Consider the following 18,747-nt stretch of genomic DNA (forward strand, 5'->3'; position numbering starts at 1 on the left):
ACGCACCAGCGCTACGCGATCCATATAGGGGAGAACTGTCGATACCAGTTCGAAAGTAACAAAGCGGTCTTTGGGCTCGCGGCGATGAAAGCCGGTTGGTCAACAGATCAAATTCGTCATGCGACTCGCGGGGATCTTCGGCAGCAGTCGAAAGTACTCGTCAACCGCCTTCTCTCTGAAGGAGTGCAGGATGCCGTCGAAATCAAGAAAGACCACGGGAGCGCAAGAGCGCGCGGGGTCGATCATTCGACGATCAGAGCGGAAATCGATCGCCCCTGGCGAGGGCGTTCAGGCGCTCAGAAAGCGAGTGACTTCGGCCCAATCGTTAGTCGACAGGGCGACGTCCTCGAAGTCGCCAGCTTCCTCGTCGTAGCGCGAAACGCAGAAGCGTTGGCTCCTGCCGGATTCGCGGTCGGCATAGTTGGCGTAGTCGACATACACTTTCAAACCGCGCTCCGTGTTCTCGAATGAAGGCGCTGCATCGATGTAGCTCGACGCGTCGAAATACCCTTCGGGTATGGTCGGCAGGGTTGTTATGTCGAAGTCGGGAAATTCGCGACGCAGTCGTTCAAGGTTCATAAGGCAAGCATGTGGAGGCTGGAGGCCTGACATTTTACGTTGCTCAGTGTCGTCAGTCGCCACGATGTCCCCCGAAATAGCAAATATGAACGAAATTCAAGTATAAATGTTCATATATGATGCTTTACGTTGAGGCGTTTGATTACTATCCAACCCCCCTTTAATCATCTCGCCTAGTCCGACAACGGACAATGCGCGGATCCACCACGCCGGCACTGTACTGACGAGCGCTGGCTCGCGCGGCTGCGGCACCCCCCCATCAGCCTCGGGGCTCCGGGTGCCTTGGCTGCGGGCGAATTCTGCTGGTACTGAGTGAGTCTACGCAGCGATCGAACGGATCAGTCGAGCTTGATGTTCGCAAGCTGGATGACGGCCCGCCACTTCCGGGACTCCGCCTCCAGGAAATGTTGCAACGCCTTGGGGGGCGATCCCACCGCCTCCAAACCCTTTGCGGCCACGCTCTTCTTGAACGAATCTTCGGCGAGTATCGAATTGACTCTTTCGCTGAGCTTGTTCAGGTTCTCGGAATTCATGCCTTTCGGTGCAAACAACGCAATCCAGGTCATGGCCTCATAGCCCGGGAAGCCGGCTTCCGCCACAGTCGGTACGCCGGCCATCGCGGTGCCGAGGAACACGACCATGATCGCGCCGAGGAATTCGCCAAGCCGGACATCCACCAGCAGCATGCCGTATGCTACGCAGGTAGTCCAAAACAAGGTTAGATACGATCCGGGTTACGACCACGTCGAGGAAAAACCATGGACAGTGATCTTCAAGGAATGTCGCGCGAGCAGTTGGTGGCTGAAATCATCAAGCTGCGTCAAGGCATTCGCAGCCACCGTGACAGCAGTGGCCACGAATTATGTTGGCATCACCCAGACCTCTGGGCATTGTTGCCGGAGCGAACCGATCCGCAACCAGTCGTGCCCGAGTGGCCTCAATTCATGCGTGGCTGCATCCGGTATCGGCAGTCACTTGACGAGCAACTGCCCAATGCACCTCGCACAGCCAATCCATATGACAAGTAGCATCGCGCCTGGCAATTCCTTCAAGCCGAACCCGATGACGGCAACGGGTCGGAGCAGTCGTTCGCCTGATTATTCGGTGATCGCCTCGAGCCAGCATTTTCCTGAGCATGCGGTAAGCTCGGCCCAACCGCTTTTAGCCTACCTCCGTGCCAGTCACAAGTATGCAAGACGATCTTTTCGGCGATGCGCTTCTCCAGCCTTCGAGCAACTCCTCGAACTCTGCGGCCTCTCGTGCGAATCCGGAGGTTTCCACCCTCCGGGACATGGCCAAGGTGCTTCCCGCTCCTGCGGCGCAGGAGTGGAGCGCGCTCGCGCGGCAGCTTCCGGCGCAGTTGCGCTTTGGCGTCTCTACCTGGTCATACCCGGGCTGGGAAGGGCTGGTCTGGGATGACGAATACGATTCGAGCACGCTGTCCAAGCATGGTCTTGGCGCCTACCACCAGCATCCGCTTTTGCGCACGGTTTGTGTGGACCGCACGTTCTGGCGCCCGTTGACGGCGAGCCAGTATGCCGCTTATGCGGGGCAGGTCGATGACGACTTCCGTTTCGTCGTCAAATGTCCGGCCAGCATTACCGACGCCCAGGTGCGTGGCGAAGAAGGCAGGACGCGCGAGGTCAACCCGGTTTTCCTCGATCCGTCGCTGGCCATCCAGGAATTCGTGCGGCCGGCGCTCGAAGGTCTGGGCGTCAAGCTCGGCGTTCTGGTGTTTCAGCTGAGTCCTCTGCCTTGGGGGTGGCTGAGTCACTCCGCAACGCTGTTTGAGAAGCTGGGCTGCATGCTGGCGACTGTCCGGGAGACTTTGTCCGAGCATGGCGCTGTGATCGTTGCGGTGGAAGTGCGGGACCCAGAACTGCTGGGGCAGGCGCTAGTTGATACGCTCAAGGCGCATGGGGCCACTTTCTGCCTGGGTCTGCATGGCAAGATGCCGCCGATCGAAGAGCAACTGCCGATGCTGCGCGCGCTATGGCCGGGGCCGCTGGTCTGCCGGTGGAACCTGAACCGCATTTTCGGCGCGTATGGTTATGCCGACGCGCAGAAAAAGCACGATCCGTTCAATGCCATTCTTAGCGAGGATCTCCCTACCCGCATGGTGCTGGCGCGTACGATCCGCGGGATCACGGGCGCGGGCCAGCCGGCCTACGTGACGGTCAGTAATGATGCCGAGGGCTGCGCGCCGTTGTCCATCCAGAAGCTGGCCCAGGCCATTGCGGTGTAGGGCCTGTCTGCTCGAGCTTCTCAGGAGGTTTTCTTTCGCGCGCTGGAGGACACTGCGCCAGACTCGTGGGGCGAACGTGTGATTCGGCGGGCGCATGCGAGGTTACGGCAGCAAGACCGCGAGACGCCTGCGCTGGATCCTGTCGATTTCTTGATGTGGGTACAAGCCGTGCTCAGCCGCCGATGAATACGGTCTCTGAGCCTTCCGCGATCTCGCCGCCGCATGAAATCGGATCGCCTATCCTGCCGGCAGGCTTGCCGTTGATGAACACCGAGCTCGAGCCTGCCGCCAGGCTGCGCGTATGGTCGGACTCGTCCGGGCGGGCGTGCGACGCGAAGGGGTCTCCTTCACGTACGGCGGCGCGGCCGTCGATGCTGACATCGGCCGAGGCACCGGTACACGGTGTCGGCGGCGCACCGTCATGGTCAGAGGCCTGATCGTTGAGTCTGGCTGCGGCTGGCATGGTCGTGTCTATATCCCGAAACAGGGTGGGTCATACGGATAGGCGCGGCGTTCAGCGCCTGGCGTCCGTCTGGGCGAGCTTGATTTCTCGATGGGACAGGAACTGCTGAAAGTCCTTGGGCAGGGCATGCAGCGCCGCCGGCGAGCAATCCAACGACACCTGCTCGCAACGTGCTGCCAGCGATACACACACCTTCATCTTGTCCGCCAACAGATGGGGCACGAAAGACGACAGGGTCTGGTCTTCGAACAGGAACGCGGGGTTCATCGACCCGGCTGCGATAAAGAAGGCATCCCCGGGGGACGCCACCGATGGCGTGGCCTCGGTCCACGCCTGCCATACCTGTGCCTCGCTGGCACCGTCGCACCAGGACAGCGATGCTGCACCGACATGCGTCCAGCCGGCCGCCGCGCACAGGCTTAACCAGGAAGCTGCGGGAATGGATTGCAATTCCCGACGGATGGCGCGCTCTCCTTCGCCAATCATCGCCGAGATGCTTGCCGCTCGTTGAGGCTGCCCCGTTTTGACAAAGCGGAGGAACACGTTGGCGTTCGAGTGTTGAATGCGCCACAGATCCGGCAAGCTCTGGCCACCTTTGGACAGTATGGCGCCAGCCAATGCCGGCTTGCTGGATTCGATTGCGCTTTGCGTATTCATTGGGTTACGGGATCCGTTGCTGCATGAGCCGGGCAGGATTGAAGTTGGTTTCTGCGATTGAGCAGCCTGCCGGAGGCAGGCCCTGCAGATACGGATGAAGGTTGCGAATCTGCCGATAGGGCTGGTCGTAGCTCGGTGCGCTGTTTTCCACGACACAGCGCGCGCGTGCGCGCGCTGCCAGCTCCCAATAGAGATTGCGGGGGCCTTCGACGCTCCAGATGCCCGCGGATATTCCCACGCCACCTGATACTAATCCGGTCCCAGCGTTGGCGATCGTGGCCCGGAAGAAAAAATCGCTCGTCAAACCTCCCGTTATACCGTCGTAGCCTTCGATTCGGTATATGGCCGCGGCACCGCCAGCCTCGATCTCGGCGCCGGCGATGCCGCCTAGCATGCCCGCGAGGTCGTTGAACGAAAAGGGCTTGCTCGCGTAGATCAATTGAGGGATCCCCTTCTGCATGCGCTCGTACAGCGCTATGCCGCTGTTGGCTTCGCTTTGTTCCCGCTCCATGTTGATGGCATCGTCGACTTTCTTGGCGTTCCCGACGAGATCGTTGGCTTTCTCGAAAGCCAAGGCCTCCCTGACGGAGCTGGTTCCGGCTTTGAGTAACTTGCCGACGGGGACGCTCAGGGTGAAGCCGCAGTTCAGGATGTTCACCACGCTGATGGCCATGCTGTCCAGGCCAAGAAAAATGAAGCTGTGGTAGCCGCATACGACGGCCAGGCTGCCCTCATAGGAAATGAGCCAACGCGTGGATTTCGCGCCCATGGTGCCCACCCAATCGTCGGGTTTCATCAGGTCATTGCCAAATGGAAATTCTGTGTCGCTCATGTCACTGATCCGAGGGCGTCAGGAAGCAGTACTGTTTTTCTCTGAATTGCATTGCCAGATATCGACAACCACTCCAATTCTCGGTCAAGCAGGCCTGCTCGGGCTCCGCCATCTCGTTCATGGTGCATTTTTCGTTTTGACATACCTTTGTATACACCTTCCCCGTTTTCAGGTGACCAGCGGAAATGATGGTCTTGTCCGTTGGCAGGGTGAGTGCCCCGAAAGCGTCGACCATGGCTTGCTGCTGCTGGCGTGTACCCGACGGCGGCTGCCTGCCGATAGTCATTTCTCCGGCCAGCACCATGTTCTTGTTGTATTCGGCATACTGCTCGCTGCCACAAGAAAGTTGTCCTTGTGTCGAGGCCAGTGGCGGTTGGCCTTTCTCACCAAAAAAATGCGATGCAATTAATACACCGGCGATCACGAGCAACAATGTCACGCCCGAGATAAAAAACTGTCGCTTGTTGTGAATCATGATGATTGATGTGCCTGATGCGATTGAGTGAATCCTGATATGAGGGCGATCAATTCAGATTGATTTTCTTGGAAGAAAGCGCAATCTCGTTCGTGGCTTGCATTTCGATGCCGTTCTCGAAATTCAGAAAGAGCGTGTCTCCGCTCAAACGAATGAACCCATCGGCAGTCAAGCGCAGCTCCGATTTTCCGACCTGAACATGGAACTCGCCATTCGAGGTCATGGAAACCGTGTTCGCAGCGTCCACCGAGATGTGGGAACCCGACGTCAGCTGTATCGAATGACCGGCGCTTTCGACGATCGTGCCGCCCACTGTCACGGTCTTGGTCAGGCCCACGAACTGGGTCTTGACGCCGGCGGTGGCCTCGTTGATGGCCTGGTCCGCGAACAGGGAATAAACGCCGCGCCCCAGCTGGTTGATGCCTGGGATCGGCAACGCCTTGGCCACGTCAGCAATACCCGCCACCAACTTGCGGAACGAATCGGACAACACGCGTCCCACGCCGCTGGGACCCACGTGCAGCATCATGTTGCCGTGCACCGACTCACTGTGATTGCCATCGACCTCGATGGCCTTGTGGTTCCCCACGGACTGCACCCAGTTATTGTCGATCCGCTCGGTATGGTTGTTCTTGGTCTTCTCGTTGCGGTCCTTCTGAGCTAGAACGTAGATTTCTTCCTGGCCGGTCTTGTCCTCGAATCTCAGGGCATTGGCCGTGTGATAGTTGCCGCCAGGGCTAGAGCGCGTATAGATGCCCATCTGAGTTTCGTTGTCAGGCAGCTTCCAGGGCGGCATCTTCGCCGCGTTGTACACCCGTCCCGTGATGATCGGGTAATCCGGATCTCCGTTAAGAAAATCCACGATTACCTCGTCGCCAATACGTGGCACCTGGATCGCGCCGAAATTGCCGCTGGCCCAACTGGTGGATACACGGATCCAGCAGGAGCTGTTCTCGTCGCGCTTGTCGTAGCGGTCCCAGTGGAAATGCACCTTGACCCGGCCGTACTCGTCGGTCCAGATCTCCTTGCCCTGCGGCCCCACTACCACCGCGGTTTGCGGGCCCCTGGAACGCGGCTTTTCGGTGATGCGGGGCGGCCGGAACGGCAGCTTCGTATCCTGCACCGTCAGGTTGAACAGGCACCTGTGGCCCTGCGAGGCATCGTTGCCCACGGAGCTGTAGTTGTTTTCCTTCAGGTCGTAGCGCGTGGCCAGCACTAGATACTCGCGGTTCTCTTCCGTGCGCGGGCAGCCGGTCAGATTGAACAGCGATCCGGTGGCCACGCCCCGGGCCGTGCTGCGCAATGTACGGGTGTTGCGTACGTGATGTTGTTCCTCCATGCGCTGGCGTGCGTAGCGCTCGCCCAGTGGCGTGTCGCCGTAGTTACCGGGCCAGTCGTATACCTCGGCCTGGCTGTGCTCATGGGGTAGCTGGATTTGCTGGCGGGCCTTCAGGTCGGCATTGGGTGTGACGAAGTTGTAGTCGTTGGTCGTGTACCGGCCGGGCCGCAGGCCCTCATACACCGCCATCCGGGTCATGTAGTCCTGTTGCGGCAGCGTCAGCTTGTCTTCGGGGAAATACCGGACCTGTTCATAGCCAGCCACGGTCTTGTGGCTCTGCACCTCGTCGCTCATCACCAGGGTGTGCTTGTCCTGGGCGTGTCGAAAGTAGTAATGGATGCCTTCGGCTTCCAGCAGCCGGCTGACGAACTGGAAATCGCTTTCGTCGTACTGCACGCAATAGACGCGCGGCTCGTAGTTTTCGGCCAGCTCGAATTCGAACGCGTAACCGTAAGGCGCCAGCACCTGCTTGATAGTGTCCGGCACGGTCTGGTTCTGATAGATGCGGAATTCCCGCTTGTGCGTGGCTAGCCACAGCCAGGGTACCGCCACGGCCTCGTAGGCGAAATAGCGATCCGTGTCGTCGGCCTGGCCCAGCAGTGCAAAGCTGGCGATCACGCCGCCGAGATACCTAGGCGTGGCCGTGGCTTCTATCGTCAGGGTAAGGGGTTGCCCCAGCAGGCTTCCGACGTCGACCTGCATCGAACGGTGCAGCAGGCGCACCCGGTATTCGGACAAGGTAGACAGGCCGTCCGTGCCTTGCATGGTGTCGAACAGAAATCCGGAGGGCTCGGCACCGACCGAAACCCGGATCATTCGGTCCGTATTCAGCATGTTTGATAGGTCTGCAATCGAGGGCATCTCACCCCGCGTGGATGAGCGATACACCATTCTGAACTGTGTAGTCATGAAGCGTTAGCGACCTGGCATACTAAAGGAACCGCGGCAGGCGCATTCCCTAAATTTGTTTTCAAATGGACATATATAATTCTATATGTAACCACAAGAAAAAAATAAACGAACCGCTGAGCTGGATAGGACAAAATCGGATGGTGCGCGCGAACTGATCCTCATCTGTCAACGAGGGAGCGTGCAGGACCGTCGGGAAAGTGGTGGTAACAATATTTTGTTTCAATAAGAGATCGACGATTGGTGGCAAATTGCCATGCGGCCAGTGGGTCAGATTTGCGTGCAAATCAACACCGACAGCAGTTATCGCTGCTCACTGGCACGCTCACGTGCTAACCCCGAGGCACGTCCGTTTCGATACGATTACCCCGGTCCACCGATAAGGGGAAACCTGGATAGGCGAGCCGGGATTTTTTGGGCAAATTCGCATCTTTGATTTTTGATCAAAGATCTGAATGTCTACTCACCCTGACCTGGCACCCCTGGTTCACACGTCGGTCAACGAAGCGGTGTATCGCCGGTTGCGCGACCACCTGATGCGCGGCGACTATGCCGCCGGCGAGGTGCTGGGCATACAGGAGTTGGCCGACGCGTTTGGCACCAGTGCCATGCCGGTACGCGAGGCCTTGCGCCGGCTGGCCGCGCAGCGCGCCCTGGAACCCATGAAAAGCCGTTCCATGCGCGTGCCGGTTATTTCGCGCACCCGACTGGAAGACATCCGACGCGCCCGCTTGCTGATCGAAGGCTCGGTCACGGCCTGGGCGGTTGAACACATCACCAGCGAGGAACTTCAAGCGCTGCGCGACCTAGCGGCGCATATCGGCCAGTCACTGACCGACCGCAGCTCGGTGGCCGACGGTCTGGAAAACAACCAGCTTTTTCATTTCACGATTTACCGTGCGGCGCGTTCGGACTCGATGATGGCCACCATTGAAAGCCTTTGGCTGCAATCGGGCCCCTATCTGCGCGCCACCCGTGAACTGATGCATTCTGATGAACGGCCAAGCGCCGAATTCCATGCCGCCATCGTGCGAGCGATTGCCCAACGCGACGCCAACAAAGCCAGGGCAGCGATGGAACGCGATATCTGCTGGGCTTTCGATAAATTGACGGCACACCGCAGCATGCTGGCCGGCGCCTGACGCCTGCCCACGCTTTAACAGGATCTGACATGTCTTTGCACAAACATCGTTCCCGCATGGTCACCGATGGCTTGACCCGGGCACCGCATCGCGCTTTCTTGCGCGCCACTGGTTTCGACGATGACGCCCTGAAAAAATCGGTAGTCGGCATCGTCAGCACCCAGGGCGAGAACACCCCCTGTTCGATGGGCCTGGCGCCCCAGGCCGACCGGGCTCGCCTGGGAGTAGCCGCCGGCGGCGGCGTGCCGGTGAGTTTCTCGACCATCTCGGTATCGGACGGTACCTCGATGAATCATGCTGGCATGCGCATGAGCTTGCTGTCGCGCGAAACCATTGCCGACAGCGTCGAACTGGTCGTGCGCGGCCACGCCTATGACGGGTTGGTTGCGTTCGCCGGCTGCGACAAAACCTTGCCGGCCATGATGATGGCCATGGTGCGGCTGAATGTGCCGGGCGTGTTTCTGTATGGCGGCGCCACGCTGCCGGGCCATGCCCTGGGCGGCCAGGCCACCATCCTAGATACCATTGAAGCCGTGGGTCGCGTCCAGCACGGCACGATGACGGCCGTCGAACTGAAAGCCATGGAACGCACGTGCACGCCGTCCGCGGGTTCGTGTCCGGGCCAGTTCACCGCCAACACGATGGCCATGGTGGGCGAAGCTTTAGGCCTGTCGCCGCTGGGTTCCGCGATGATGCCGGCGGTTTACAGCGAACGCCTGGCCATTGCTCAGCAGGCGGGTCAGCGGGTCATGCGCATACTGGCCGATGGCGGCCCACTGCCGCGTGACCTCGTCACCCGCGCCAGCCTTGACAACGCCTGTGCCGCCGTCGCCGCAACGGGCGGGTCCACCAACGCCGCGCTGCATATTCCCGCTATCGCGCACGAAGCCGGCATACGCTACACGCTGGACGACGTGGCCGACGTATTCCGCCGCACGCCCTTGATTGCCGACCTGCAGCCCGGCGGGCGCTTTCTGGCCCGCGATCTGCACGAAGTCGGCGGCGTGCCGGCCGTGCTAAAGGCATTGCTGGCGAGCGGCTACCTGGATGGCAATGTGCTTACCCTGGACGGCCGCAGCCTGGAACAGGCGCTGGCCGATGCCCCGGAACCGGACGGCCAGGTTGTGCGGCCCTGCACACAAGCCATTCATCCTTCGGGAGGTGTTGCGGTGCTCAAGGGTAATCTCAGCCCCCAAGGGGCGCTGCTGAAAATTGCCGGCCTGAAGTCGCTGCAATTTTCCGGCCCGGCGCGGGTGTTCGAGAATGAAGAAGACTGCATGCGCGCGGTGTCGCAGCGCACCTATCGGCAGGGCGAAGTGCTGGTCATACGCAACGAAGGCCCCAAGGGCGGGCCGGGCATGCGGGAAATGCTTAGCGTAACGGCGGCGTTATATGGGCAAGGTATGGGCGAAAAAGTGGCGCTGCTGACCGATGGCCGTTTTTCGGGCGCCACGCGCGGTCTGTGCATCGGCTATGCCGGGCCCGAAGCTGCGTCAGGCGGACCCATAGGACTGATACGCGATGGCGACATGATTCATATCGATGCCCGGGCCAACACGCTGAATGTGGATCTGAGCGATACCGAACTGGCAGCCCGACGTGCCGACTACATGCCGCCCGTACGGCCGCAATTAGCCGGCGCGCTCGAGAAGTATGCCTTGCTGGTACGGCCGGCGCACGAAGGCGCGGTAACCCATTCCGGCAATGTGCAATGGCCTTATGAAACTCCGGAGACAGAATGAGCATCACCCTGGCTTTTTGCGGTATCGGACTGATGGGTGCGCCCATGGTGCGCCGCCTGCTTGCGGCGGGACATCGCGTACGGGTATGGAACCGCAGCCCCGCAAAGGCCCAGGCCCTGGTGGCCGACGGCGCCGAACTGGCGGCAACACCGGCCGAAGCGGCGCATGGCTGCGACGGCGTGTTCCTGTGCCTGACCGACGAACGTGCCGTGTACGACACGGTATTTGGTGCACAAGGCGTACATCACGCCGGCGGTGCTTGGCTGGTGGATCATTCCAGCATCGCTCCGGATGCCGCACGCCGCTATGCCGCGGAACTGCGGCAAATCAGTAGCCGCGTCTGGGTGGATGCACCGGTTTCAGGGGGCGTGGCTGGCGCCGAGGCCGGCACCCTGTCCATCATGGCAGGCGGGCCGGCCGACACCATCGACACGGCGTCGCGATACATGCGTGCCTACGCCGGCCGTATCACGCGCATGGGTGCGGTGGGGGCGGGCCAAGTCACCAAACTGTGCAACCAGACTATCGTCGCCAGCACTGTGAACGCGGTCGCCGAGGCGGTCGCGCTGGCCCAGCGCAGCGGCATCGACGCGGCTGCGTTAAATACCGCGTTGGCAGGCGGCTGGGCCGACTCCACCCTGTTGCAGACTTTCGTACCGCGCATGACCGGCCCTATCGACCAGCCGCTGGGCTCGGTGGCCACCATGCTGAAAGACGTCGAAAACGTGGCAGCCTTGGCGCGCGTCACCGACACCGAATTGGCGGGCCTGAACGGCGTGCTGGCTAGCTATCGGGCGGCCGCCGCGCAAGGCCTGGGCAACGCCGACCTGTCCGACATCGTGCGGGTTGCCTGGCCCGAACGCCCCGCCTCTCACGAGAAACCACGATGAAACTGGCTGCCAATCTTTCGCTGCTGTACCCGGGGCTGCCGTTGGCGCAACGCATGGCTGCGGCGGCGCGCGACGGCTTTGCCGGTGCGGAAATATTGTTTCCCTACGACCTCGCCCCCCGTGAGTTGGCCACGATGCTGCGCGACCATCGCCTGGAACTGGTGCTGGTCAACACGCCGGTGGGCTCGGCGGGTGAAAAGGGGCTGGCTTGCTTGCCAGGCCGGGAAGACGATTTCAGCCATGCATTGCAGCGCGCCCTGCAGGTGTGCGAGGCCACTGAATGCCGGATGATTCACGTCATGGCGGGCGTGCCGCCTGCCGGTGCCGTGCCTAGCGCCTGCCGCGCCACGTTGATCAGCAACCTGCGCAAAGCTGCCAAGCGGGCGCAACAAGCAGGCGTGACACTGACGCTGGAGGCGCTGAACCGCACTGACTTGCCGGGCTATTTTTACTACCGGCCGGATCAAGTCGCCGACATTATCAACACCGTGGGGCACGATGCAGTCGGCCTGCAGTTCGATCTTTACCATACCCAGCGTGAAGGTCTGGACCTGGGCACGACGCTTGACGACGTGCTGCCCCTGGTGCGCCACGTACAGTTTGCCAACCCGCAGGGACGCCACGAGCCCGACCCCGCCTCTCCTGCCGTAGCGGGTGCACTGCGCAAGCTGGCAAACCATGGTTACGCCGGCTGGGTCGGCTGCGAATACATCCCGAAAGGCGACACCTCGGCCAACCTGGTATGGCGGCACGCCTACCACGCCATACTGGACAATCAAGACACGCCATGAACATTCTCGTTACCGGTGCCGGCGGATACATCGGCCATGCTTTGGTCGAGCGATTGTGTGCGCTGACCGACCTGCCCGGCTATGGGGTGCCGGCCCGGATTACCCTGTGCGATGTGAAACTGGGCGAGCTGCCGCCTGACCCTCGCGTGCGCGGCATTGAAGGCAGCTTTGCCGACTCGGCGGTGTTGGCGGCGATAACAGAGCCTGCGCCCGACTTAGTGTTTCACTTGGCTTGTGTGGCCAGCGGGCGTGCCGAAGAGCAATTCGATTTGGGCCTGCAGGTCAACCTGACCGGCTCGCTGCAATTGCTGGAGCGGTTGCGCCAGCAAGGCAAATCGCCCGGGTTTGTGTTCACCAGCAGCATCGCCGTGTTCGGCGCACCGCTACCCGATCACGTCGATGAGCAAACCCCTGCCGCGCCGGCCTTGAGCTACGGCGCGCACAAACTGGCCATGGAGATTCTGCTGGCGGACTACACACGCCGCGGTTTTCTGCGAGCGCGTACGGTGCGCCTGCCCGGCATCGTGCCGCGCCCGCCCGCGCCTAATGGCGCCTGGTCAGCATTTTCCAGCACGCTGATCCGCTCGCTAGCTGCCGGCCAATCGTGCACCATGCCGGTCGGCCCCGACGCAACGCTGTGGCTCATGTCTCGCACGTGCTGCATCGACAATCTGTTGAACGCAGCCTGGTTAGCCACTCAGGCACCTGGCGAAAAAACAGCCTGGACCCTGCCCGCGCTGCATGTATCGGTGCGGGAGATCGTTGCGGCCTTCGATGCACGAGGCGATGGCACGGCCAGCGCGCGCGTGTGCTATGCCCCCGAGCCGGCTATTGAAGCGCAGTTCGGCAGTCAACCGCCGCTATCCACGCCCGCCGCCTGCGCTGCGGGATTTCGCCACGACGGCAATCTACAGACCTTGCTGGATCACGCGGCCCAGACCCTCTAGGGCCTGCTCACGCTTGCGCCCGCCTATCGTTGCCCATCAAAACACAAAGACCACACGAGGAGACACAATGATCAAAACCCTGGCAAACATCGCAATCACCGGTGCAGCACTTGCCGCGACCTTGCCTGCGCACGCCCAGAAAGTCCAACTGACGGTGTCGAGCTGGCTGCCACCCACGCATGCCGTGGTGGCGGACTTCATCATGCCTTGGGCCAAGGAAATCGAACAGGCCACCGACGGGCGAGTCACGCTGCGCCTGCTGCCCAAGCCGGTTACCAACCCCGCTGGCCACTTTGATGCGGTGCGCGACGGCTTGGTGGACATCTCGTTCGTATCGCATGCCTACTACCCGGGCCGCTTCCAGCTGACCAAGTTCGCCGTGATGCCGTTCTCGGGCAATACGGCGGTGTCGCGTTCGGTTGCCGCGTGGGATACCTACGAAAAGTACTTGCTCAAGGCAGACGAGCACAAAGGCGTGCAATTGCTTGGCATTTATGCACATGGCCCCGGCATTGTGTTCACCACCAGCAAGCCCGTTGCCGACATCGACGACTTTCAGGGGTTGAAAGTGCGCGTGGGCGGCGGCATGGCCGCCGATGTCGCCAAGGCGGTGGGTGCCACCCCGATCGCCAAGCCGGCCCCCGAGTCGTATGAACTGCTAAGCACGGGTGTGGTCGACGGCGTGTTCTTCCCGGCCGAATCGTTAGTGTCGTTCAAGCTGGACGGCCTCATCAAGCATGCGACCGTGTTCCCCGGCGGGCTGTACTCCGATACCCATGCCGTGATCATGAACCGCGACGCTTTCGCGCGCTTGTCCAAGCAGGACCAGGACATCGTGCTGAAACTGTCGGGCCGGCATCTGGCGGAGATCGCCGGCAAAGCCTGGGATAAGCACGATGCCGAGGCCCACAAAGTGCTGGACAGTGGGCGCATACAGGTCGTGAAGGCGGACGACGCCTTGGTGGCGGCGGTGCGCGAGCGCACGCAAGGCTTCGAGCAGGTCTGGCTGGACGCCGCCGCGGCCCAGGGCATCGACGGTCCCGCCGCCCTGGCGTCGTTCCGCTCCGAGATCAAGCAGCTCGACAGCCAATAAACGCGCCCCGGACGCGACGTATCGCCCGGGATTGCCCGGGTGCCCGCTACTGCGAGAACAGCTTGAAATACTTGAACTACGTGATTGAGGCCGCGCTCAGGGCCGTGGCGGTGATCAGCCTGTGCGGCATGAGCCTGCTGACTGTCATCGATGCCACCGGCCGCTATTTGTTCAACCGCCCCATCCTCGGCTCGGTGGAACTGGTCGAACTGATGATGATCGCGGTCATTTTCTCTGGCATTCCTCTAATGACCCGTGCGCGCGGCCACATTACTGTAGATGGCTTCAGCCACCTGTTCTCGGCGCGCGCCGTACGCCTGCAAGACCGTTTCGGTGCCTTGCTCGCCGGCGTGGTCAGCGGCTTTCTGGCCTGGGTTACCTGGAGCAAGGCAGACAGCACCGCCGACTACGGCGACATCACCGCCATGCTGGGTATTCCGCTCGCGCCATTCGTCTACGCCATGGCGGTACTGCTGGCGCTGGACGCCATTTACCAACTATCCAATATGTGCCGGCCCCTATCGGCCCCAGAGGAAACGACACCATGACCGAAGCCTTGATCGCCCTGGGCACCATGCTGGCGCTGGTGTTCGTGCGCGTGCCGGTGGCTTTCGCCATGGCGCTGGTAGGGTTCATCGGCCTGGGACTACTGCGCAACTGGAATGCCGCCTACGCCATGGCGGGATCCGTTATCTACGAAAGCGGTTTCCAGTATTTGTTGTCGGTGCTGCCGCTTTTCATTTTGATGGGCAACTTCGTGACAGAGTCGCGCATGTCGCGCGAGCTGTACGCGGCCGCCCATGCTGTACTTGGGCACCGGCGCGGTGGGCTGGCCATGTCCACCATCGTGGCGTGCGGCGGCTTTGGTGCCATTTGCGGCTCCAGTCTGGCCACGGCAGCCACCATGGCAAAGGTGGCCTATCCTGAAATGCGCCGTATCGGCTATAGCGAGAAGCTGGCAGCCGGGTCGATTGCGGCAGGCGGCACGCTGGGGATCCTGATTCCGCCGTCCATCATCATGGTCGTGTACTGTCTGCTGACGGAACAGAGCATCGGCAAAATGTTTGCCGCCGGGGTACTGCCGGGCATTCTGGCTATAGGCTGCTACATGCTCGCGGTCAGCTGGGTGGTATATCGCGACCCCGCCGCTGGCCCCAAGGGGGAACGCAGCACCTGGCCGCAAATCCGTCAGGCGCTGGGCAAAGTGTGGGCGATTCTTGCCATGATCGCCATACTGATGGGCGGTATCTATGCCGGCGTGTTCACGCCTGCCGAAGCCGCCGGCGTCGGCGCGTTCCTGGGGTTCGTATTCGCCTGCTGCCGCAAGGCCATGACCTGGCGCAAGTTCGTGGAAGTGGTGGTGGAATCGGTCAAAACCACCGGCATGATCTTCGTGGTGATGATAGGCGCGCTGATGCTGGCCAATTTCATCAACTTCACGTCGCTGCCCAGCGACCTGCTGGACCTAGTGGAACGCTACCAATTGAGCCCGTTGGTCGTGATCTTTGCCATCTGCGGCATCTATCTTGTTTTGGGCTGCGTGCTGGAAAGCATGTCGATGATCCTGCTGACCGTGCCGGTGTTCTACCCACTGGTGCAGAGCATGGGTTTCGACTTGATCTGGTTCGGCATCATCGTGGTAGTGGTCACCGAGATCAGTTTCATCACCCCGCCGTTCGGCATGAATGTCTTTGTGCTGCGGGGCTTGCTGCCGGGCGTGTCATCGCAGACGATCTTCCGCGGGGTGACGCCGTTCGTCATCAGTGACATCGGCCGCTTGGCGATCCTGGTCCTGTTCCCGGCGATTTCGCTGTACTTGCCGCGTTTCGTCAGCTAGCACGTGGGCGCTGGTGAGTGCTTCCGTGTCCAGACCGACGTCACTGGGCGGTCGCTTTAGCAAGAGATTCCGGCCGCATATCCGTCCAGTGCTTTTCCACATATTCGAGACAGGATTTTCTGCTCTCCGGGCCAAACGATCGGCTCCAGCCGGCAGGCACAGCAATCAACTCAGGCCATAGGGAATGCTGGCCTTCGTCATTGATTAATACAATATACCGTTCTTGGTCGTTTTCAAATGGGCCGGCCATGAGTGTCATCCTTAGGTTTGTCTGTCTGCGATTTTTGCTTCAGTACGGCAGAAATCATATGTCCTATCGCCGTGAGATTCTCCGGAAGCGCTAGCTCCATGTGCGAACACTCAATCTCATGCGCCATCGAAGAGCCCGTAATATATTTCTGCCACGCCGAAGGATCTTCAGCGCCGTGACTATGCATGGCTTGAAAGAATACCCAATCTACATTTGCTGCAGACGGTCGATGTTCTTCCAATATTGAAGAATTGTTTATCAGTACCTTCTTCAATCTTCCAAAAATCGGAGAAGGAATTTGATCAGCGGGAATCCCGTACTGCGCGAAGATATCCTCCAGCGCTTCGGAGCTTTCCTCGAGCGGGGCGGGCGGTCTTGTCGTGTCGGAAAAAGCGTCGGGATAGCAGTTGAGAAGAACGAGAATAGATCCATCATCGCGAGCGCAGATCCGGGATGCTATTTCTTGCGCGACAAATCCGCCAAACGACCATCCCAGCAAGTAGTATGGTCCGTTCGGAGAAATTTCCCGAATCTGCTCTATGTATTGATCCGCCATTTCAGTAATTGAAATGGGCAAAGCACGCTCTTGCAGTAGCCCTGTGGCCTGTATTCCGTATATTGGATAATTGCGCTCTATCGGGGCCATCAAGCTGGAGTAGCACCAACTCAAACCCGTAATGGGATGCACGCAGAATAAGGGTGGAAATTCGCCTTTGCTTCTAAGGGGAAGAAGCCCCGAAAAGGAATGCAGTGTATCGTTCTGTTGATACAGCCTTTGCGCCAGGCTCGCGACCGTTGGCGATTCGAAAATCGCATGAACAGCGAGTTCAACCTTTAGCGTCGACCGTATCCGGCTGAGCAATCGTACTGCCAGCAACGAGTGCCCTCCAAGGTCGAAGAAGTTGTCTTCGATCCCGACCCGATCCAGGCCAAGTACCTCGGCAAACAGTCTGGCCAGAATCTCTTCTTGCGGCGTGCGCGGCTCCTGGCCCAGGCTGGCCACGAACGACGGCGCTGGCAGTGCCTGACGGTCCAGTTTCCCGTTCGGTGTCAGCGGCAATGCGTCCAGCACCATCACCGCCGCCGGCACCATGTATTCCGGCAACCGAGCGGCGACATGTCGCCGTAGCTCGGCAGGGTCCGGCTCACTACCATCGGTCGCCACCACATAGCCAACCAGTTGTCTCTCGCCTGGGCGATCCTCGCGTACCACCACGGCGACCTGGTTCACCGAAGGGTGGCTCAGCAGTACGCTCTCGATCTCGCCCGGCTCGATGCGATACCCGCGGATTTTCACCTGCCCATCGGCGCGGCCCACAAAATCCAACACGCCGTCCGGGCGCCACTTCACCACGTCGCCTGTGCGATACATCCGGCTGCCCGGCGGGCCAAATGGGTTTGCCACGAACCGTTCCGAGGTCAGGCCTGGTCTGCCCAGATACCCGCGGGCCAGGCCCGCGCCACTGATGTATAGCTCGCCGGCCGCGCCCGTTGGCACGGGTTGCAGGGCGCCGTCCAGTACGTACACTTGCGTGTTCCAGATCGGACGGCCGATCGGTGGACGCTCGGCTCCGGACAGGGGGCTGCTCATCGTGGTGTAGACGGTGGTCTCCGTGGGGCCATAGGCGTTGATCATGCGACGCCCGCCAGACCATTGCCGCGCAAGCTGTTGCGTGCATGGCTCGCCGGCACAAACCAGTTCAATGCTGCCCGGCAGGGATCTGGATGGGATGGTGCCCAGAAGAGAAGGGGACGCCGAAATATGCGTGACCGCATATCGCTCGCATATCGCAACCAGCGCATCTCCCAACAAGTCCTCGCGCCGCGCGGCAATTAAGCAGCCTCCCGACAGGATGCTTACGCAGAAATCTGCAACCGACACATCGAAGCTGGCTGAAGTCGCTTGCAGAACTCGGGTCTCGGTTCCCAAAGGAAGTTGATCGCTCAGGCTTGCCAACAGGCTGGCAAGTCCCTGGTGCGAGACGACGACGCCCTTTGGGATTCCGGTCGAGCCGGAGGTGTAGATGACGTAGGCGGCATGCAGCAGATGAAGCGGTGCGGTGCGCTGCGCATCGGTGGGGTCTTCGGAGGATTGGACCGCGCACTGCGCGATCACGGCCGGGTCGTCCAGCCGCAGCAGTTCGGTGTTTGGTGGCAGGCTGCCGGCCAGCGTTGCGGTCGTGATCGTGCACACCGGGCGGGCGTCTGCCAGCATGAACCGCAGGCGATCCCGTGGATAGGTCGGATCCAGCGGCAAGTACGCCGCGCCGGACTTGACGATGCCCAGCAGCGCCACCACCATATCGAGCGACCGTTCCAGGCACAGGCCCACCACGCTCTCGGGGCCTATGCCGCGGCTGATCAGGCCGTGCGCCAGTCGGTTGGCACGCGCGTTGAGCTCGGCGTAGCTCAACTGCTCGTCCTCGTACACCACTGCGGTTGCCTGGGGATCGCGGCGCACCTGTGCTTCGAACAACGCGGGCAGCGTGGCGGGGTCCACCTCGCGAGCGGTATCGTTCCAGTCGTGCAATATCTGGTGCCGCTCTTGGGCACTGA

19 protein-coding genes are annotated in these 18,747 nt (G+C 60.9%); 10 read left to right on the forward strand and 9 right to left on the reverse strand.

Features of this window, described 5'->3' with window-relative positions:
• Positions 1 to 288 precede the first annotated feature (288 nt).
• Positions 289 to 579, reverse strand: a complete 291-nt coding sequence (locus ACYVDM_RS22100) for a hypothetical protein (RefSeq protein WP_415793356.1) — start codon at positions 577 to 579, stop codon at positions 289 to 291.
• 338 nt (positions 580 to 917) lie between these two features.
• Entirely contained in the window at positions 918 to 1,265 is a 348-nt protein-coding gene (locus tag ACYVDM_RS22105; protein ID WP_415793355.1) for a tripartite tricarboxylate transporter substrate-binding protein, read from the reverse strand.
• Positions 1,266 to 1,337: 72 nt separating this feature from the next.
• Here ACYVDM_RS22105 and ACYVDM_RS22110 point away from each other — a divergent pair, with 72 nt between their 5' ends.
• Positions 1,338 to 1,607: a hypothetical protein gene (locus ACYVDM_RS22110; protein WP_415793354.1), complete on the forward strand. Its 270-nt coding sequence runs from the start codon at positions 1,338 to 1,340 to the stop codon at positions 1,605 to 1,607.
• Between the two features lie 161 nt (positions 1,608 to 1,768).
• Complete coding sequence (locus ACYVDM_RS22115; protein WP_460475472.1) at positions 1,769 to 2,824, forward strand: DUF72 domain-containing protein; 1,056 nt, start codon at positions 1,769 to 1,771, stop codon at positions 2,822 to 2,824.
• 172 nt (positions 2,825 to 2,996) lie between these two features.
• Here the strand turns inward: ACYVDM_RS22115 and ACYVDM_RS22120 are convergent, their stop codons facing one another.
• Genes ACYVDM_RS22120 through ACYVDM_RS22140 form a run of 5 tightly spaced genes read right to left on the reverse strand, consistent with a single transcriptional unit; the run spans position 2,997 to position 7,499 of the window.
• Positions 2,997 to 3,287, reverse strand: coding sequence for a PAAR domain-containing protein (locus ACYVDM_RS22120; protein WP_415793353.1), 291 nt, complete (start codon positions 3,285 to 3,287; stop codon positions 2,997 to 2,999).
• A 51-nt stretch (positions 3,288 to 3,338) separates the two neighbouring features.
• Positions 3,339 to 3,944 (reverse strand): hypothetical protein, encoded by a 606-nt coding sequence (locus ACYVDM_RS22125; RefSeq protein ID WP_415793352.1) that lies wholly within the window; start codon positions 3,942 to 3,944, stop codon positions 3,339 to 3,341.
• Between the two features lie 4 nt (positions 3,945 to 3,948).
• A complete protein-coding gene (locus tag ACYVDM_RS22130; RefSeq protein ID WP_415793351.1) occupies positions 3,949 to 4,776 on the reverse strand; it encodes a hypothetical protein in 828 nt (275 codons plus the stop codon).
• Between the two features lies 1 nt (position 4,777).
• Positions 4,778 to 5,251 (reverse strand): hypothetical protein, encoded by a 474-nt coding sequence (locus tag ACYVDM_RS22135; protein ID WP_415793350.1) that lies wholly within the window; start codon positions 5,249 to 5,251, stop codon positions 4,778 to 4,780.
• Positions 5,252 to 5,300: 49 nt separating this feature from the next.
• Entirely contained in the window at positions 5,301 to 7,499 is a 2,199-nt protein-coding gene (locus ACYVDM_RS22140; protein WP_415793349.1) for a type VI secretion system Vgr family protein, read from the reverse strand.
• Positions 7,500 to 7,954: 455 nt separating this feature from the next.
• On the opposite strand from ACYVDM_RS22140, the gene ACYVDM_RS22145 reads away from it, so the two are divergent.
• From ACYVDM_RS22145 to ACYVDM_RS22180, 8 genes are all read left to right on the forward strand, one after another.
• Entirely contained in the window at positions 7,955 to 8,641 is a 687-nt protein-coding gene (locus ACYVDM_RS22145; protein ID WP_415793348.1) for a GntR family transcriptional regulator, read from the forward strand.
• Positions 8,642 to 8,670: 29 nt separating this feature from the next.
• Positions 8,671 to 10,383 (forward strand): dihydroxy-acid dehydratase, encoded by a 1,713-nt coding sequence (gene ilvD, locus ACYVDM_RS22150; protein WP_415793347.1) that lies wholly within the window; start codon positions 8,671 to 8,673, stop codon positions 10,381 to 10,383.
• Positions 10,380 to 11,273 (forward strand): NAD(P)-dependent oxidoreductase, encoded by an 894-nt coding sequence (locus tag ACYVDM_RS22155; protein ID WP_415793346.1) that lies wholly within the window; start codon positions 10,380 to 10,382, stop codon positions 11,271 to 11,273. Before ilvD ends, ACYVDM_RS22155 begins: the two co-directional genes overlap by 4 nt.
• A complete protein-coding gene (locus ACYVDM_RS22160; RefSeq protein ID WP_415793345.1) occupies positions 11,270 to 12,064 on the forward strand; it encodes a hydroxypyruvate isomerase family protein in 795 nt (264 codons plus the stop codon). The genes ACYVDM_RS22155 and ACYVDM_RS22160 overlap by 4 nt, the downstream gene beginning before the upstream one ends.
• The gene (locus ACYVDM_RS22165) at positions 12,061 to 13,011 is read left to right on the forward strand and encodes an SDR family oxidoreductase (protein WP_415793344.1); all 951 of its coding nucleotides are present in this window, start codon (positions 12,061 to 12,063) and stop codon (positions 13,009 to 13,011) included. The genes ACYVDM_RS22160 and ACYVDM_RS22165 overlap by 4 nt, the downstream gene beginning before the upstream one ends.
• 67 nt (positions 13,012 to 13,078) lie before the next feature.
• Positions 13,079 to 14,104 carry a TRAP transporter substrate-binding protein gene (locus ACYVDM_RS22170; RefSeq protein ID WP_415793342.1) on the forward strand — a complete coding sequence of 342 codons (1,026 nt, stop codon included), beginning with the start codon at positions 13,079 to 13,081 and terminating at the stop codon, positions 14,102 to 14,104.
• 62 nt (positions 14,105 to 14,166) lie between these two features.
• Complete coding sequence (locus ACYVDM_RS22175; protein WP_415793341.1) at positions 14,167 to 14,652, forward strand: TRAP transporter small permease; 486 nt, start codon at positions 14,167 to 14,169, stop codon at positions 14,650 to 14,652.
• Positions 14,649 to 15,941, forward strand: a complete 1,293-nt coding sequence (locus ACYVDM_RS22180; protein WP_415793340.1) for a TRAP transporter large permease — start codon at positions 14,649 to 14,651, stop codon at positions 15,939 to 15,941. Before ACYVDM_RS22175 ends, ACYVDM_RS22180 begins: the two co-directional genes overlap by 4 nt.
• Before the next feature lie 40 nt (positions 15,942 to 15,981).
• Here the strand turns inward: ACYVDM_RS22180 and ACYVDM_RS22185 are convergent, their stop codons facing one another.
• Together ACYVDM_RS22185 and ACYVDM_RS22190 are read right to left on the reverse strand one after the other, a co-directional pair.
• Positions 15,982 to 16,191 carry an MbtH family protein gene (locus ACYVDM_RS22185; RefSeq protein ID WP_415793339.1) on the reverse strand — a complete coding sequence of 70 codons (210 nt, stop codon included), beginning with the start codon at positions 16,189 to 16,191 and terminating at the stop codon, positions 15,982 to 15,984.
• Positions 16,175 to 18,747 (reverse strand): amino acid adenylation domain-containing protein (locus ACYVDM_RS22190; RefSeq protein WP_460475473.1); only part of this gene is annotated, 2,573 nt, incomplete at its 5' end. The genes ACYVDM_RS22185 and ACYVDM_RS22190, both read right to left, overlap by 17 nt.

It is taken from the genome of Bordetella tumulicola (assembly GCF_054779135.1).

Excerpts from the sequence above, each read along its gene's own strand:
- ACYVDM_RS22100 (WP_415793356.1), bottom strand. The coding sequence starts at position 579 with ATGAACCTTGAACGACTGCGTCGCGAATTTCCCGACTTCGACATAACA.
- ACYVDM_RS22105 (WP_415793355.1), bottom strand. The coding sequence starts at position 1,265 with ATGCTGCTGGTGGATGTCCGGCTTGGCGAATTCCTCGGCGCGATCATG.
- ACYVDM_RS22110 (WP_415793354.1), top strand. The coding sequence starts at position 1,338 with ATGGACAGTGATCTTCAAGGAATGTCGCGCGAGCAGTTGGTGGCTGAA.
- ACYVDM_RS22115 (WP_460475472.1), top strand. The coding sequence starts at position 1,769 with ATGCAAGACGATCTTTTCGGCGATGCGCTTCTCCAGCCTTCGAGCAAC.
- ACYVDM_RS22120 (WP_415793353.1), bottom strand. The coding sequence starts at position 3,287 with ATGCCAGCCGCAGCCAGACTCAACGATCAGGCCTCTGACCATGACGGT.
- ACYVDM_RS22125 (WP_415793352.1), bottom strand. The coding sequence starts at position 3,944 with ATGAATACGCAAAGCGCAATCGAATCCAGCAAGCCGGCATTGGCTGGC.
- ACYVDM_RS22130 (WP_415793351.1), bottom strand. The coding sequence starts at position 4,776 with ATGAGCGACACAGAATTTCCATTTGGCAATGACCTGATGAAACCCGAC.
- ACYVDM_RS22135 (WP_415793350.1), bottom strand. The coding sequence starts at position 5,251 with ATGATTCACAACAAGCGACAGTTTTTTATCTCGGGCGTGACATTGTTG.
- ACYVDM_RS22140 (WP_415793349.1), bottom strand. The coding sequence starts at position 7,499 with ATGACTACACAGTTCAGAATGGTGTATCGCTCATCCACGCGGGGTGAG.
- ACYVDM_RS22145 (WP_415793348.1), top strand. The coding sequence starts at position 7,955 with ATGTCTACTCACCCTGACCTGGCACCCCTGGTTCACACGTCGGTCAAC.
- ilvD (WP_415793347.1), top strand. The coding sequence starts at position 8,671 with ATGTCTTTGCACAAACATCGTTCCCGCATGGTCACCGATGGCTTGACC.
- ACYVDM_RS22155 (WP_415793346.1), top strand. The coding sequence starts at position 10,380 with ATGAGCATCACCCTGGCTTTTTGCGGTATCGGACTGATGGGTGCGCCC.
- ACYVDM_RS22160 (WP_415793345.1), top strand. The coding sequence starts at position 11,270 with ATGAAACTGGCTGCCAATCTTTCGCTGCTGTACCCGGGGCTGCCGTTG.
- ACYVDM_RS22165 (WP_415793344.1), top strand. The coding sequence starts at position 12,061 with ATGAACATTCTCGTTACCGGTGCCGGCGGATACATCGGCCATGCTTTG.
- ACYVDM_RS22170 (WP_415793342.1), top strand. The coding sequence starts at position 13,079 with ATGATCAAAACCCTGGCAAACATCGCAATCACCGGTGCAGCACTTGCC.
- ACYVDM_RS22180 (WP_415793340.1), top strand. The coding sequence starts at position 14,649 with ATGACCGAAGCCTTGATCGCCCTGGGCACCATGCTGGCGCTGGTGTTC.
- ACYVDM_RS22185 (WP_415793339.1), bottom strand. The coding sequence starts at position 16,191 with ATGGCCGGCCCATTTGAAAACGACCAAGAACGGTATATTGTATTAATC.